Below are 15,016 nucleotides of genomic sequence, written 5' to 3'. Positions count from 1 at the left end.
CCCTACAGAGTCAAACGCAGCGCGCGCACTTCAGCCATGAGCGACTCAACACGTCCAGCGTCAGCTGCATTCTCGAAAATGCCGTCCTTCTTGAAGAACGTGCCGACAATCGCTGCATCGGCGATGGAGAGTAGTTCAGCAGCAGTAGAAACGTTCACGCCGGTGTTGACGACAACCGGGGTCGTGCCCGCGTTCTGCTTGACGAGGCTAAGGATCGTCGCGTCTGTAGCCGCCCCGGCGGTGAGTCCTGAAACACACAGACCATCAGGCTGACAGTTGAATACTGTCGACTTTGTGATCTGCTCAATCGTGCGAGCACCGAGATAGCTTGCTGCCTCTGGCACGATGTTGAAGAGCAGTCGAACAGCTTCGCCTGACACCGCGTTGCGGTGGCGGGCGACCTCGCCGACGTTAGTATTCCAAAGCCCAAAGTCCGAGGCGTACACCCCGGTGAAAATCTCGCGAACAAAGCTAGCGCCCGTAGCGACTGCCAAGTCGATCGACGCGGTTGCGTCCCACAGCACGTTGACTCCGAACGGCACCTTGATGCTGTCGTTGAGCTCTCCGATGACGCGCGCCATCGTGATAGCGGTGATCGGCTCCGTGCGAGTCAGGTACGGGAGGCTGAACTCGTTGGAGATGAGAATGCCATCGACCCCTCCCTCCTGAAGCGCGTCAATCTCCCGACGCGCGAGCTCGAGAATGTGGTCAACCCCCCCGGCCTTGTCGTATCCGGAATCACCGGGAAGGGCCTGAAGGTGGCACATTCCGATAACAGGTTTGGGCTCGGTAAAAACATCGTTCAACCACGACATGGGTACTCCTTTATTTGAAACGAAAATATGAATAGATGTATGAGAAAGAGTTAGGCGACGCGCAGATCGGCGTCAGCCTCATGCGCGAGCACCTTAATAAGAGCTGAGGCGTTCTCCTCGCCCCAGCCAGCATCGACAGCCTTCTCGATCGTGCCGAGGGTTGCACTGGTTGCGGGAATGGGAGCACCAAGGCGCTCCGCAAACGCTGAGACTAGACGCGCATCCTTCAGCATGAGTTTGAGCGCGAAACTTGGTGAATAATCGCCGGCGATTACCGCAGCGCCAACCCCGTCAAAAATCGGCGACTTGAAGTCGGTAACCGCGAACACTCCCAAGACATCACGGAGGTCGAGACCAGCCTTCTTGGCGAGCGTGAGCGCTTCGCCGAGGGCTTCGAGCTGAGCCGCAACAATGAGGTTGCCGACGAGCTTCATCTTCGAGCCGTTGCCCGAGACCCCCAGGTAATGCACCGTTTCGCTGATCGGGCTGAGAACCGATTCTGCGGCATCGAAAACCTCGCGGTCGCCGCCAACGACGATCCACAGTCCGCCGTTCGCCGCTTCGCCCTTCGAGCCGAAGACGGGAGCATCAAGAAAACGAATCCCCTTTGCGGCATATGCTGCCGACTCTTCCGCACTGGTGTTCGGATCAATGGTTGACAGGTCGATAACGATCGATGAGGCGTCCACCGAGGCGACGACTCCCGACTCCGAAAGCACCACATCGCGCACAGCCGCGTCATCTGAGAGGCAGTAGAGCACGAAGTCGAATCCTGTAACCGCGTCGGCGATCGAATTAGCTCGCGAGGCACCGATCGTCTCGAACACGGCGTCGTCACGGTCGCCGCGGTTCCATGCTGTTACATCGTGCCCTGCCGCGACAAGGTTCTTCACCATGCCTTGGCCCATCGTGCCTAAACCTAAAAATCCAATACGTGCCATGTGGAGCTCATTTCTTTAGTGCGTGCCGTTGACAAATTCAGTTACTGGTCTTCCACGACCGCAGGAAATACCAGAGCAAAGTCGCGCCGGGATCTTGCAAGCCGATGCTGCGCTCTTGCAACCAGGATGCGCGGCCGCGGCGCGACTGCATGCTCACGGTGTCCTGCACTCCCTTTTCGGCTGCCGCGATTGCCGCGTCGAGCGCAACTCCGGAGTCCGGAGACTCGCCCAACGCTTGGGCTGCCGGCATCAGGGAATCGAGAATTGTCTTGTCGCCCACCTGCGAACGCCCGCGCTTGCCAATGTTCTCTGCAGCGCTCGTCACGAAAGCTGCGGCATCCGCCACTGTCACGTCGGTCTTGTCTGCCCAGAGTCGGGACCCGGCAAGCAAACCGCCAGCAACAAGAGCTGCCATTGTTGACGGGTTGGCGTCGGCAAAGGCCGCAGCGCAGGTGCGAGCAATCTCAACCGGATTCGCCGTATCTGGCAGCTCAGCGAGTGCCTCGATTACCGCTTTCGCTCCGAGCGATACGGTGATTCCGAGATCGCCATCGCCGAGTGCAGCATCAAGGTCGCGGAGTTCATCAGCATGCTTCACAACGTCAGCGAGGGCGTTAGTGATGCTTGCGCTAAGTTCCTGTCCGTTCATTGAGCTCAGGCCTCCTTGAAGAATGGTGAGTCGGCGGGTGCGTCAAGCAGCGCCTTTCGGGCATCGTTAAGTTTGAGCAAGGAGAGCGAGGCACCAGCCATTTCAAGGCTTGTTGCGTATTCCCCGATGTAGCGTTTTTCGATGCTGATGTTCTGCTCGCTGAGCAATTGGTGCACGCGTCGATAGAGCAGGTAGAGCTCTTCGAGAGGCGTCGCGCCCAGACCATTCACGAGAACTGCGACGCTGTCACCTGACGAAAGCGACAAGTCAGCGATCAGTGGCGGTAGGAGACGGTCGACAATTTGGTCAGCCGTCTCGAGTGGGCCGCGGTGAATACCGGGCTCACCGTGGATACCGATGCCGATCTCCATTTCGCCGTCGGGAAGTTCGAAGCTCGGTTTAGCGGTAGTGGGAAGGATGGTGGGAGAGAGCCCGATCCCCATGGTCGCCGTGTTCTCGATGATGTCTTCGGCAACGGTCGCAACCTCTTCGAGGGAGTCTCCGCGTTCGGCGGCGGCTCCCGCGCCCTTGAAGGCAAAGAAGATTCCGGCGACACCGCGGCGGTCGGCGGAGCGTTCCTTGGGTTGGCTCGCGACATCGTCACGGCCGAGAACAGTACGCGTCTCGATATCGTCGAATTCGGCCAGATCGGCAGCGAGGCCGAAATTCAGCACGTCGCCTCCGTAGTTGCCAAAGAGGTAGAGCACTCCGGCACCGCCGTCGACCGCTTTCGTTGCTTCGAAGCACTGGCGAGACGACGGGGATGAGAAGACGTTCCCGATGGCGACACCTGAGCAGAGTCCGGCGCCGACATACCCCTTGAACAGTGGAAGGTGGCCGGATCCACCGCCGGTAACGATTCCCACTTTGCCCTTCACCGGGGCATCCGTGCGCACGAGCACGCGCGGATCCGTTGAGGCGAGACGCACCTTCTCGGGGTGGGCCAGCACGATCCCCTCAATCATCTCGTCGACGAAACGGTCGGGGTCGTTGATTATCTTTCTCATTATTTTCCTACCAGTTGCGGGGCGGTGTGGGTCTGTTTGATAAGCGGCGCTCGTAGTCGTCGCTTGAGCGTGATCTGGTCGATAATCATCACCGCGATCAGGATCGTTCCCTGGGCGAGGGAGTATTCATACGCGGAAAGGCGGATCGCGTTGAACCCGCTCGACACGGTCTGAAGCGTGAGCGTGGCCAGCACAACGCCCGTGACGGTCGCGAACCCACCGGCAGGGTTAGTTCCCCCGAGCACGGCGATCACGATCGCGAGCAGGATGTAGGAGCTGCCATAGTCGGCACTCGCCGTGGGGTTTCGCGTCAGGAAGAGAATTCCGGCGAAGCCCGCGAGCAGCCCGATGATGGCGTAGGTGCCCATCAACACCGTTTTCGGGCTTATACCGGAGTAGAGCGCCGCAATCGGGTTGGTGCCTTGCAGCTGCACTTTGAGCCCGAGGGGCGTCTTGTTGATGATCACCGCGACAAGCGCCGCCGCAACAATGAACAACACGAAGAGCACCGGGATGCCGGCGACAGCGGATTTTCCGAGGACGGCAAGCGCCTCAGGCGCTCCATACAGCGTCGCACCGCCGGTCCACACGATTGCGAGACCATTGAAAATCTGCATCGAGCCGAGCGTCGCAAGGATCGGAGTGATTCCTAGGTAGCTAATGAGGAATCCGTTGAACAGTCCTCCGACGAGCCCGACTACGAGACCCAGCAGAACGATGAATGGCATCGCCGCCGCCGCCGATTCCGGATTTGTGGCTACTATTCCCGAGTACAGCGTGGTGATCGTGATGGCCGACATGTTGGCGATGGCCACGATTGAGAGATCGATGCCACCTGTGAGCATTGCGATCATCATGGCGATCGCAATAATGCCGATCTCCGGCGACGCGATAGCGATGTTCTGCAGGTTGAGCGGATTGAGAAAGATCCCGGGCTTCAGCACGGTGAAAAATGCAAAAGCGCCAACGAGGATGACAATCATCCGCACCATTCCGTGCTCATTTTGTACGCGTGAAATGATGCCAGACATGCGCGTGTTGAGCGTGTCGTTCGCATTCTTAATCGTCATGGTCTCAGCCCTCCAGTGGCGCGGTCACGAAGACCTTTTTCGCATTACGTTTTGCCGACAACGCCTGAATTCCGACACCGACGATCAGGAGTATTCCGACCGCGGTTCGCTGCCAGGCGGTCGGAACACCGACGAGGATGAGGCTGTTGTTGATGATTTGAATGAGCAACACTCCGAGCACGGTTCCGAAGACTGAACCTCGCCCACCGAAGACTGACGCTCCGCCAAGCACTACCGCAGCGATGACATCGAGCTCGTTTCCCACTAAAGATTGCGGGTTGGCATTGCGGCCGAGGGTCACATGGAGCACTCCAGCGAACGCCGCCATAACGCCAACGAGCGTGTAGAGCAGCATCTGGATGCGAACGACGGGGAAACCTGCGCGTCGTGCTGCCTCAGAGTCACTTCCAATGGCGTAGATCCCGCGCCCGAACATGGTGTTCTTGAGCATCCACGCCACCAGCAGAGCGAGCACAATAACGGGAATGACGAGGATGTGCAGGTATGCCCGCTCGTTCTCGTTCACAATCGAAATAACGTTTGTCGTTGCGAGCTGATCGATGCTCGCGGGCGGGTTGGCGATATACCGCGAACCAACATAGGCCAGCAGAATTCCGCGGAAAATGCTCTGCGTACCCAGCGTGACGATCAGGGTGGGTAGTCGGAAGAACGCTATGACGACACCATTAACGCTGCCGAGCACCGCACCGAAGAAGCAGGCGATGAGCACAACTCCGACGAGTCCCGGATCAAATCCGCCGTTGTTCGCTAAAGCGACGGTGGTGTAGCTAGCGAAGATCGCGATTGCGGCAAAGGAAACGTCGATGCCTCCCGAGATGATGACGATGAGCACACCAAGCGCGAATACGAGGGGAACGATTGAGCCACGAAGAATTGAGAAGAGCGTTCCGACGCTAAAGAATGCCGGGTTTACTATGCTCATGCCGATGACGAGCACGATCAGGACGACAGCGAGTATGCCTTCGTTGTTCGGGCCGCGAAGCGTGCGGAACAAGGAATCCCTGTTCGTGAGAGTGGACAAATTCATGCGGTCGTCTTCTCCTGAATGTTGTCGGCCGTAATATCTGACCCTTCGAGCACATCGGCGATCTCGCCCTGGCGCACCACGAGCACGCGATTGCAGACGGAAACCAGCTCCGGGGCGTCATCCGAAATAACGATGATGCCCATGCCACCGGATGCTTCATCACGGAGGATTGCGAGGATTTCCTCTTTCGACCCGACATCTACACCGACGGTTGGTCCGTTGAGAATCAGAACTAGGGGACGGTTGGCGAGAAGCTTGCCCAGCACCACACGCTGGGCGTTACCGCCAGAAAGACTGCGAACGGGGGCGGCGACGCTGCGTGCTTTGATCTTCAGCCGCTCGAACATCGTTGAGATCGTCGTCGAAATTTTGGCCGAATCGAGAAAGATGCCGGCACGGCGGTAGCTACCTAACGATCCCGCGATGAGGTTGTCGGCGACAGATTTGTCGAGAAACAGGCCCTGGGTCAGCCGGTCTTCGGGCAGGTAACCAATTCCCGCACGAATGGCGTCAGAGATTGATCGGATCTTGACCGGTGACCCGTTGACGTGGATAGTTCCGGAGGCAGCGGGCAACACACCGAATAGGGCCTCCGCGATTTCTGTGCGGCCAGAGCCAAGGAGGCCGGTGATCCCGAGAATCTCGCCCGGTTGAAGATCGAAGGTCACATCGCGGAACGCTCCGGGGGTGGAAAGCCCCGCTACGGAGAGCAGCGGTTCAGCATCCCAGTCTGGAGTAGTCACCTCGCGGGACTCGTCGAGGTCGCGCCCGGTCATATAGCGGGTGATTGAGAGTCGGTCGAATTCTGACGCGTCACCCGTGACGACATGCTGGCCAGAACGGAGGATGGTGACTTCCTGCGACACCTCGAGAGCTTCTTCGAGTTTGTGACTGACAAAGACGAGGGCGACACCGCGAGCCCGCAATCGATTGACGATCTCGAACAGGTACTTGACCTCGGTGTGGGTGAGGGCGGTCGTCGGCTCATCCATGACGATGACTCTGGCGTCATTGACGAGGGCTCGGCAGATTGCGGTGAGCTGCTTATCTGCCACCGAGAGATCTTCGACTGTGGCGTCCAAATCGAGCGACAGCCCTAGTTCCTTGACGATCGCACGCGCGGCTGGCCGCGATTTGCGCGTCGAGTAAAGCTTTGCGCGTCTGGCGACGTGGGAAGTAAGAACGATGTTCTCAAGAACTGTGAGGTTGGGGAACAGAGAAAAGTCCTGATAGATCACCTGGATTCCCGCGATGATCGCGCTGAAAGGCGAGAGCTTTCCCTGACGAACTCCGTCGATAAATACTTCACCAGAGTCGGGTTGTTCAACACCGCTGATGATCTTGATGAGCGTGGATTTGCCGCAGCCGTTCTCACCGGCAAGACAATGGACATTGCCGGCGGTGAGTGACAGTGAAACGTCATCGAGCGCTTTGACACCGCCATACGTTTTGACGATATTTCGCACCTCAAGCACGGGGGCTGTGGTGCTGAGAACTTCTTTGTTCATCGTGGAGTCTTTTCTGAAAGCCGAAAACTGGTGTGCAGAGAAGCAGATAAGACGGGGCTCGGTCAGGAAACGACACGAGCCCCGCTCATCCGGAGTGCTGCTAGAAGTTGTACTCGTCGACGTTGTCCTTGTCGACGATGACAGCTGCCTCGCCTACAAACACGTTGTCGAAACCGTCAAGCTTCTTGAGCGACTCGTAACCTTCGATTCCGAGGTCAGTTCCCTCTTCAACGGCATCGCCCTGGGCGAATAGCTGAGCGATCTTGAGCTGAGCTTCGCCAGCGAGCGCCGGGTCCCAGAAGAAGATCTTGTCGATTGCACCATCATCGAGGTACTTGCTTGCTACCGAGGGGATGCTCGTGCCCATTACGCAGATCTGGTCCTGAAGACCTGCTTCCTGTACTGCACGCGCGATTCCGGCAACATCGGTTCCTGCTGAACCTTGGAAGCCCTTGATGTTCGGGTGCTTGGCGATGACTTCTTTCGCACGCTCGTAAGCGACGGTTTCGTCTTCCTTGCTCTCGATGGGGGTTTCTACGCGAGTGAGATTCGGGTAGTTAGCTTCCTGCTCGGCGAGTGCTCCTTCAACCCAAGTCATGTGGGTATTAGCCGTGAGACCACCAACGAAGCTCACGTACTCGCCCTCATCACCCATACATTCGGCGAGGTTGATCAGAATCTGTTCGCCGTACCAGGTGTTGTCGAATGCTTCGATGTCGGCATCGACGTTCTCGATACCAGCGGCCTCGTGCGAGACGACGATGATTCCCGCGGCGCGAGCGTCGGCGAGAACACTTTCCAGTGCTTCGGCAGAGTTAGGCACAACGGTGATCGCGGTTGGTGACTGCGCGATGAGGTTTTGAAGAATCGCTACCTGCTTTTCGGGGCTAGCGTCGTCTCCGCCCTCTTGGCGTGCATCGATGCCAGTTTCGGCCGCGAACGCGTTGACGCCTTCTTCCATCCGGTCAAACCAGCCGATACCGGTGAGCTTGACGACGGTGACCATTGTCATGTCTTCGGGTGCGAGATCGCCCGCGTTGTCGGCGTTTCCGTCGCCTCCACCGATTGACGAGCAGCCAGCGAGCAGGGCGATGGTGGCCCCTACTGCTGCGTAGCGGAGAATTCTCTTGTGCTTCATGCGTCACTCCTTTGTGTCGGTGCCGAGCAGATAACCACTGTGCGTTGCGCGGCGTCAATTGCTGAGGTTGATCACTTTATGCCTGAAATAAAGTGCAGGTCAAGCAATTACGTGCAACTTTTGCACGAATAATCGCCCATTCGAGCGGAGAGATGCTCGTTTTGCACGAAAACGTGCACTGCTATGCTGTTATTCGTGTCCCGCCAAGCTGTCATTCTTGACATCATCCAAACCACTGGATTCCAATCTGTCGCCGCTCTCGCCGCCCAGCTCGGAGTTGACCCGTCGACGATCCGTCGCCATCTCGACCGCCTCGAAGATTTAGATCTCGTGCAGCGATCACACGGCGGCGTGCGCCCCGTTCAGCAGACGGAGACACCGTCACACCTCAAACAGTCACTCCATCACGCGGAGAAAGAGGCGATAGGGAGAGCGATGGCCGACCGCGTGCTGGACGGGCAAGTGATCATGCTCGACAGCGGCACCACAACTCTTGAAGTAGCCAAACATCTCAGCAACACTCGCCTGACTGTCGTCACCAATGACTTGAGAATCGGGCTCGAGGTCGCCAATAAGCGCGGAATCAATCTCGTATTCATCGGGGGCGAGTTGCTCCCAGGGGTCTATACGATGTGGGGTCCAACCTCAGTTGAGCAGATCGAACAGCTACGGGTCGATGTCGCTATATTCGGGGCTGACACCGTCAATGAGAGCGGGATCTTCAACATCAGCAGTTACGAGATGGAAGTAAAACGCACGATGCTCTCGATCGCGAGTCAAGCGTTTTTTGTCGCTGATAGTTCCAAATTCCACCGGGAAGCACTGTTCAAAGTGTTTGATTTCGAACGCTTCACTGCGGGCATCACCGATGATCTTCTCGACCCCATCGTGGCGTCACAATTGCCGCTTCCGGTCATCCGCGTTGGAGTGAAATAGCGGCATCGCTGCCGAGACCGCATCACTCACTTGCGCCTCTATCTCAGGTTCTCACGAGCAAACGCGACCATAGCGGCGCGCACGAACTCTGCGCCGGCCTGCCCGCCATAGTTCCGGGCGAAGCGCGGGTCGGCCACGTACATGTCGGCCAGGCCCAAGAAGTAGGCAACCGGCGGGCCAGCTTTGCCTTCGCTTGGCGTACCCGGGATTCCGATCAAACCGTCGTAGTGCCGCTGAGCCAACTGCTGAGCTTCGCTGCTTTCTGGGTCACTGCGGCTGGCGGTCGCGGAGGCCCAGTCGGCGGCAAGTTGCTTCTGCTCCGCCACGAACGCTGCTTGAGCGGTGGCACTCTTTGCTGTCCACCATGCGTCACTAGCGGTATAAGCCTCAGCGCCCCACCGTTGCTCTACTTCCTTTGTGTGTTCGGTGTGGTCGAAACCGTCGAACATTTCTTCAGCCATGAGCGGTTCTCCTTCTGAAAGTTTGTGGATGGTGCTGGTCACCGACGCAATGAGACGATCGATTCGTTGCTTCTCAGCTTCCAACAGGCGCACGTGGCCTTCGAGGGCGCACGTGTCATCACGCTGTCCGGTCAGCACCTCGGCTATCGCCGGAAGCCCAAGGCCGAGTTCGCGCAACAGCAGAATGCGCTGAAGGCGGGCGAGAGCATCCGAGTTGTAATAGCGGTAACCGTTGGCGCCGGTGCGGGTGGGGGTGAGCAAACCGATGTCGTCGTAGTGCCGCAGCGTGCGCGAAGTGGTGCCCGCCAGTCGTGCAACATCGTTGATGGACCGCGCGCTGTCGTTGCCCGTGTTCTGCGTCATACCTCGACGTTAGAGGTTGACGCTACGTTAATGTCAAGCGCGGCCCTATTCGCTGAACTGCACCGGCACATAGACATCCTGCACTCGGTCGCTGAGCGCGGTGTGGTCATTGCGGGTGTAAATTCCACAGGCGTTGGTGATGCAGTCGGCGTCTTCGCCACGGGGATCGCCCAGCTCCAGGTAGGCCGTGAAAGTGCCCTCAGTGGTGTCGTCGTAGCTTCGAGCGCCAAAGAGTCGCCACGCCCAGTCTGCGTTGACCCAGTTGCTCGGCGCCCACTGAACAGTTCCTGCCGCAACGTCGTCTTGCTGCTGGCTGGGAACACCACCAATACACGGTCCCGGCTTGTCGGCGGGGGTGGCCGGGATGACGCAGACGGCAACGTAGACACCCTGAGATCCGTCGTAGCCGGTGCCACTCACGACGACGCGTTCGCCGCGAACTAGCGCGTCAGTAACGATCGGTTCTCCATTTTCGCCCGCAACGCTAAGGGTTCGGGTTCGTCCGTCATCGCCGGTCGCCGTGACCGACAGCGGCCACTGCTCATCAGTCTGTTGTTGATTCGATTGCCCAGCGCTCTCATGCGTGAGGATCGGCACCACAATAATGGCAACCGGCACCAGCAACACAACGACAACAACTAGTACGATCCACGGCCAAAGGCGGCGGCGTGAAGCGGTACGGGACATGGGCCAAGTCTAGGGCCGCAATACGTCCGCGTCGGGGCCCCAATTGTCATAAGGTGACAGTGCGAATCACACGTAAGAATCCGAGCGAAAGGCAGGCAATGTTTCGAGAGCTTGCTGCTGTTGCCGTCGGTGGCGCGCTGGGCACGGCGTTACGTTTCGCTCTTGATCTGGCGTTCGCGACTGACGATGGTCTCTTTCCTGTCTCCACTCTCATCGCCAACATCCTCGGCAGCTTCGTGCTTGCGCTCCTCGTGTCAGAGCTGTGGGCACCCTCGCCAGCCTGGGCCCGCGCGGGTCTTGGCGCTGGACTTTTGGGTTCCTTCACGACCTTCTCCGCTTTGGCAGTTGCCGCCGTTCATCTCATGGCGACGGACCAGTGGATGCTCGGCCTCATCTACGTTGCCGCCACGCTGGTGCTCGGGCTTGCTGCTGCGGCCCTCGGCCTCAAGCTAGGTTTCGCTCGCTCACACCGCCCCGACCTGGTGAACGAATGAGCGCCGCCGTGGTGCTTGCGATTCTCGGCGCTGGCGCGGCCGGGGCTGTGCTTCGTTATCTCACCGCGCGGGCTTTCGCCTCGCGCAAGGAATTTCCCTGGGCAGTACTCGCCGTCAACATCGTTGGCTCAGCTCTCGGCGGAACATTGGCTGGACTTGCCCACATCGGCACCATTGACCCTAACCTCGAGCTTGTGCTCTTGACGGGACTCTGCGGTGGCCTCACGACGTTCAGCACGCTGAGCGTCGAAACGGTCCAGATCGCGTCAATGAAGCGTCTCCGCGTTGCGATGCTCAACGTCGCTGCCAACCTTGTGCTCGGCATCGGAGCCGCGGCAGCTACGTACTTCTGGCTGATCGCTCTTGCCGTCTAGCGCTCGCGCTGCCTAACGCTCTCGCCGTGCCCAGCGGGCCGTGCCGGGCCGTGCCGTGCTTACCGTGCCGATCAGGCCGAACGAGCCTCCGCCACGAAGCGGCGAATGAGCGCGGGGTGTTTTACTCCGCGGCTTGCCTCTACGCCACTCGAAACGTCAACGCCGCCCGGGCGCACTGAACGAACGAGTTCGGCGACGTTCTGGGGATTCAGCCCACCGGCCAGAATCCAGAAATCCACCGGTGCTGCGTCTAAGAGCGGGGCCGGGTCGAAGGCAGCGCCACCACCCGGCGTTACGGCATCGATCAGCAGTCGATCAACCGAACGCAGTTGTCCTGCGTTGGTGAGCCGAAGGTAGTCGTCGATTGACAGCGCCCGGATGGTGTCGAATCCTTCTGCACGCAGTCGATCGAATTCGGCATCGGTTTCGTCTCCATGAAGCTGCACCGTCGCGACCCCAGCGAGGCGCGCGGTGCGGAGCACCGTGTCGATGGGTTGGTTACGAAAGACGCCAACGGTTTCGATCGATGGCGGAAGCGCAGTCTGGAGCAATCGCGCCTGTTCGGGAGCTACCTCGCGAGGGCTGCCGGGCGCGAAAACGAATCCGATCGCGTCGGCACCGCTGTCGGCGACCGCCGCTGCGGCATCCATCGTGGATATCCCACAGATCTTCACGAACAGCTGACTCATCCGACTGAGGCTCCCGGGGAAGCGAGCACCAACGCTGCCGAGGAGTGACCACCAACGCACGCAGTGTGCAGATCGCGCGTCTCAAGGTAGGCACTCAAGAATCCGGCCGCGAAGGCATCACCAGCACCCGTCAAGTCTCGAATTTCTGCGACGAGGGGAACCGGCACCACGAGCGGTTCGTCACCGGCTCGGTGCACAGTGGTGGGATCAGCCCCGGATTTCGTCACCACAATCGTGTCGGGTAGTCGTGCTGCCTGCCGCCCGAGTTGCCCATCGACGACCAAACCAAGAAATGCGGTCTCGCTCTTATTGCCGATAAGGAAATCGGGGCGAAGATCGGCCATCAAGTCAAGAAAGCGTTCTTCGCCATACTGGGAAAGCATCCCAGTAGAGGCAACATCGATCGACGTCAGAATCCCCTTCTGTTTGGCTCGACGGATCACATCGATTGTGGCCGGGCCAACGGGGGCTCCGTTGAAGGAGTATGCCGAAACGTGGAGTAGCTCAAGTCCATCGAGCCACTCATCAGGAACATCCTGAAGCAGTGTCGCCGCTCCCCGGTTGGGCAGCATGCTGCGTTCGCCATCCTGATCGATCAGGATGACGATGGTGCCTGTTTTCTGTTTGCGCTGCACGCGCACATCGACACCTTCCGCCTCCAAATCCTGCACCAGCACGGTGCCGAGGTTGTCGTCACCAACGCAGCCGATGAAACGGGTGGGACCGAGGCGCGCGGCAAAGCTCGCCACATTCGCTCCGCTACCGCCGCGGGTGTGGAAGATTTGTACCTCCGTGTCTGTGCCGTGCCTGAGTGGCTCTGCGAGCCAGACGACGACGTCCTCGACTAGGTCTCCGATTATTCCGAGCACGATACTGACTCGCCGCTAGCGGGTGAGCGCCGTGGCAACGAGACCGCCGAGGGCGACATTGCCCCGGTACACCTCAACGTTGACATCCAAGCTGACGCCCTTGGTGTCTTTCTGGATGAAGTCGAGCAAGAACGGCGTCGAGGCGTTTCCGCTGATGCCTTGCTTCTCGGCTTCAGCCCACGCGCGGGCGAGGATGTCGTCGAGCTGTTCTGGCGGGAGTTGCTTGTCGGCGGCAACGGGGTTGGCCAGCAATACCGACTGCGGAAGCCCGAGCTCGTCGCGAGCGTTCACGATCGCCGCCGCCTCTTCGGGAGTGTCGACCGAGTAGCCGATCGTGAAGCCCGAGTCGGTGATGTAGAAGCCTGGGTAGCGAGTGGTGCCGTAGCCGATGACGGGGATGTTGAGCGTCTCGAAGCGTTCGAGGGTGGCGGGAATGTCGAGGATCGATTTCACTCCGGCACTAATCACGAGAATCGGGATCTGAGCCAGAGTGGTCATGTCGGCAGACTCGTCGAACGACTCAGCAGCACCGTGGTGCACGCCGCCGAGACCGCCGGTGGAGAACACTCGCACTCCCGCGTGATGGGCGAGAAAAGCGGTTGCGGCCACCGTCGTGCCACCGTGCTTGCCGAGTGCGCGCACCACGGGAAGGTCGCGCAGGCTGGCCTTGTCGATGTTGTCAGTGTTCGAGAGGATTGTGATTTGCTCGGTGCTGAGGCCGACGGTCGGCACACCGTTGAAGACGCCGATGGTGGCCGGCGTGACTCCCTGCGCCCGAAGATCGGCCTCGGCTTCAAGGGCGACATCGAGGTTGCGCGGGCGGGGAAGCCCGTGGGTGAAGATGGTCGATTCGAGGGCGACAACGGGGCGGTTCTCGCGAACGGCGTCTTGCACTTCTGGGGAGACGTGGATGACGGATTCAGACATTGTGGATCTCTTTCTTCGCTGGTGCTCTTCATTGATGCACGGCCAGAGGTACGCCTCTCCTGTCACCGTACCGATTCCACTCCTAAGAAACCAGAAAGAGTCGCGGGGATTTAGATAGCGTTAGCCTATGCAATTCACGCTGCGGCAGGTCGAGATTTTTGTCGCCGTCGCCGAGATGGGGCATTTTGGCCGCGCGGCCGAAAACCTCCACATTTCGCAGCCGACGGTAAGCCAGGAAGTGAGCAGGCTCGAGCGTGCGCTCGGGCTTGCGTTGCTCGACCGCTCTGGTCGCTCGGCAACGTTGACGCAAGCCGGCCAAGAATTGGCCGCTGAAGGTCGGAGCCTTCTGAACCACGCCGATCAGGTGGTCAAGAAGGTGCAACTTTTCGAGCCAACTCGATTCCGCACCATTCGTCTCGTCGCATCGCCAAGCATCGTGAACCGGCTGTTGCCAACAGTGATCAGCAAGGCTGAGCAGTCGCTGCCCTCGGTCCGGATCGAAGACATTCCCGTCGATACTGGGGGCGTAACCTCAGCACTCATCGCCGAGCACGCCGACATCGGCGTCGGTCGCTTCCTCGACGACACGGAGGGGTATCAGATCGAGTCGCTCACCGAGGAGAAAGTCTTCGTCGCAATCAGCCGCAAACATCCGCTGGCGGATGCCGCCCGCCTCGAGCTCCCAGAGCTCGGCGACCTGCCACTGCTGCTCTGGCCCCGCGAGCAGAACCCCGCGTACTTCGACTACCTGTTGGAAATTTGCACCTCGCGCGGACTCAGCCCGCTCCTGCTCGTCAGCCCGCCCCGCATCGTGGGATCGCGGCTCTATTTACTCTCGGAGTCTCGAGCATTCTCCCTCGTGTCCGCCGCGCTGATCGGGCACCTCCCCGAAGATCTCACTGCGATCCCCCTCGCGCAGCCGGCGACCCTGCCCCTCCAAATGCAGTGGCGGTCGAACGACACCCGGCCCCAGCTCACCGCCCTGCGCGCACTGATTCGCGAAGTGGCTTCTGCGCTCTAGTTGCCTGCCTCAGCGGCCC

General features: G+C 59.6%; 17 protein-coding genes. 4 read left to right on the top strand and 13 right to left on the bottom strand.

Annotation, left to right across the window (positions count from 1 at the left end):
- Positions 1 to 2: 2 nt before the first annotated feature.
- From FFT87_RS03975 to FFT87_RS03940, 8 genes are all read right to left on the bottom strand, one after another.
- A complete protein-coding gene (locus tag FFT87_RS03975; protein ID WP_219950069.1) occupies positions 3 to 815 on the bottom strand; it encodes a BtpA/SgcQ family protein in 813 nt (270 codons plus the stop codon).
- Positions 816 to 865: 50 nt separating this feature from the next.
- The gene (locus FFT87_RS03970; RefSeq protein WP_219950068.1) at positions 866 to 1,756 is read right to left on the bottom strand and encodes an NAD(P)-dependent oxidoreductase; all 891 of its coding nucleotides are present in this window, start codon (positions 1,754 to 1,756) and stop codon (positions 866 to 868) included.
- 37 nt (positions 1,757 to 1,793) lie between these two features.
- Positions 1,794 to 2,405 (bottom strand): DAK2 domain-containing protein, encoded by a 612-nt coding sequence (locus FFT87_RS03965; protein WP_219950067.1) that lies wholly within the window; start codon positions 2,403 to 2,405, stop codon positions 1,794 to 1,796.
- A gap of 5 nt (positions 2,406 to 2,410) precedes the next feature.
- On the bottom strand, positions 2,411 to 3,412 hold the full coding sequence (locus tag FFT87_RS03960; protein ID WP_219950066.1) for a dihydroxyacetone kinase subunit DhaK: 1,002 nt from the start codon (positions 3,410 to 3,412) through the stop codon (positions 2,411 to 2,413).
- The gene (locus FFT87_RS03955; protein WP_255560044.1) at positions 3,412 to 4,482 is read right to left on the bottom strand and encodes an ABC transporter permease; all 1,071 of its coding nucleotides are present in this window, start codon (positions 4,480 to 4,482) and stop codon (positions 3,412 to 3,414) included. Before FFT87_RS03955 ends, FFT87_RS03960 begins: the two co-directional genes overlap by 1 nt.
- A 4-nt stretch (positions 4,483 to 4,486) precedes the next feature.
- A complete protein-coding gene (locus FFT87_RS03950; RefSeq protein WP_255560043.1) occupies positions 4,487 to 5,530 on the bottom strand; it encodes an ABC transporter permease in 1,044 nt (347 codons plus the stop codon).
- The gene (locus tag FFT87_RS03945; RefSeq protein ID WP_219950065.1) at positions 5,527 to 7,038 is read right to left on the bottom strand and encodes a sugar ABC transporter ATP-binding protein; all 1,512 of its coding nucleotides are present in this window, start codon (positions 7,036 to 7,038) and stop codon (positions 5,527 to 5,529) included. Before FFT87_RS03945 ends, FFT87_RS03950 begins: the two co-directional genes overlap by 4 nt.
- Positions 7,039 to 7,138: 100 nt before the next feature.
- Positions 7,139 to 8,176, bottom strand: a complete 1,038-nt coding sequence (locus FFT87_RS03940) for an autoinducer 2 ABC transporter substrate-binding protein (protein ID WP_219950064.1) — start codon at positions 8,174 to 8,176, stop codon at positions 7,139 to 7,141.
- A gap of 195 nt (positions 8,177 to 8,371) precedes the next feature.
- Here FFT87_RS03940 and FFT87_RS03935 point away from each other — a divergent pair, with 195 nt between their 5' ends.
- Positions 8,372 to 9,112, top strand: a complete 741-nt coding sequence (locus tag FFT87_RS03935; RefSeq protein ID WP_219950063.1) for a DeoR/GlpR family DNA-binding transcription regulator — start codon at positions 8,372 to 8,374, stop codon at positions 9,110 to 9,112.
- 38 nt (positions 9,113 to 9,150) lie between these two features.
- Here FFT87_RS03935 and FFT87_RS03930 read toward each other — a convergent pair whose 3' ends face one another.
- A complete protein-coding gene (locus tag FFT87_RS03930) occupies positions 9,151 to 9,936 on the bottom strand; it encodes a MerR family transcriptional regulator (RefSeq protein WP_219950062.1) in 786 nt (261 codons plus the stop codon).
- Positions 9,937 to 9,981: 45 nt separating this feature from the next.
- The gene (locus FFT87_RS03925) at positions 9,982 to 10,623 is read right to left on the bottom strand and encodes a hypothetical protein (RefSeq protein ID WP_219950061.1); all 642 of its coding nucleotides are present in this window, start codon (positions 10,621 to 10,623) and stop codon (positions 9,982 to 9,984) included.
- A gap of 98 nt (positions 10,624 to 10,721) precedes the next feature.
- Between FFT87_RS03925 and FFT87_RS03920 the strand changes: the two genes are divergently transcribed.
- Positions 10,722 to 11,117: a CrcB family protein gene (locus FFT87_RS03920; protein ID WP_219950060.1), complete on the top strand. Its 396-nt coding sequence runs from the start codon at positions 10,722 to 10,724 to the stop codon at positions 11,115 to 11,117.
- Positions 11,114 to 11,491 carry a CrcB family protein gene (locus FFT87_RS03915; RefSeq protein ID WP_219950059.1) on the top strand — a complete coding sequence of 126 codons (378 nt, stop codon included), beginning with the start codon at positions 11,114 to 11,116 and terminating at the stop codon, positions 11,489 to 11,491. Before FFT87_RS03920 ends, FFT87_RS03915 begins: the two co-directional genes overlap by 4 nt.
- 71 nt (positions 11,492 to 11,562) lie before the next feature.
- Here FFT87_RS03915 and FFT87_RS03910 read toward each other — a convergent pair whose 3' ends face one another.
- The 3 genes from FFT87_RS03910 to FFT87_RS03900 are packed head-to-tail and all read right to left on the bottom strand — an operon-like array spanning position 11,563 to position 13,976.
- Positions 11,563 to 12,180, bottom strand: a complete 618-nt coding sequence (locus FFT87_RS03910; protein WP_219950058.1) for a phosphoribosylanthranilate isomerase — start codon at positions 12,178 to 12,180, stop codon at positions 11,563 to 11,565.
- Complete coding sequence (locus tag FFT87_RS03905; RefSeq protein ID WP_219950057.1) at positions 12,177 to 13,049, bottom strand: carbohydrate kinase family protein; 873 nt, start codon at positions 13,047 to 13,049, stop codon at positions 12,177 to 12,179. Before FFT87_RS03905 ends, FFT87_RS03910 begins: the two co-directional genes overlap by 4 nt.
- Positions 13,050 to 13,064: 15 nt before the next feature.
- Positions 13,065 to 13,976, bottom strand: coding sequence for a pseudouridine-5'-phosphate glycosidase (locus FFT87_RS03900; RefSeq protein ID WP_219950056.1), 912 nt, complete (start codon positions 13,974 to 13,976; stop codon positions 13,065 to 13,067).
- 127 nt (positions 13,977 to 14,103) lie between these two features.
- Here FFT87_RS03900 and FFT87_RS03895 point away from each other — a divergent pair, with 127 nt between their 5' ends.
- Entirely contained in the window at positions 14,104 to 14,997 is an 894-nt protein-coding gene (locus FFT87_RS03895; protein WP_219950055.1) for a LysR family transcriptional regulator, read from the top strand.
- The last annotated feature ends 19 nt before the right edge of the window (positions 14,998 to 15,016 follow it).

Origin of the sequence: Salinibacterium sp. M195 (genome assembly GCF_019443965.1) — a bacterium.
Lineage (GTDB): Bacteria > Actinomycetota > Actinomycetes > Actinomycetales > Microbacteriaceae > Rhodoglobus.
The sequence above is the reverse complement of the archived record's forward strand: the minus strand, read 5'-3'. Positions and strand labels throughout refer to the sequence as shown.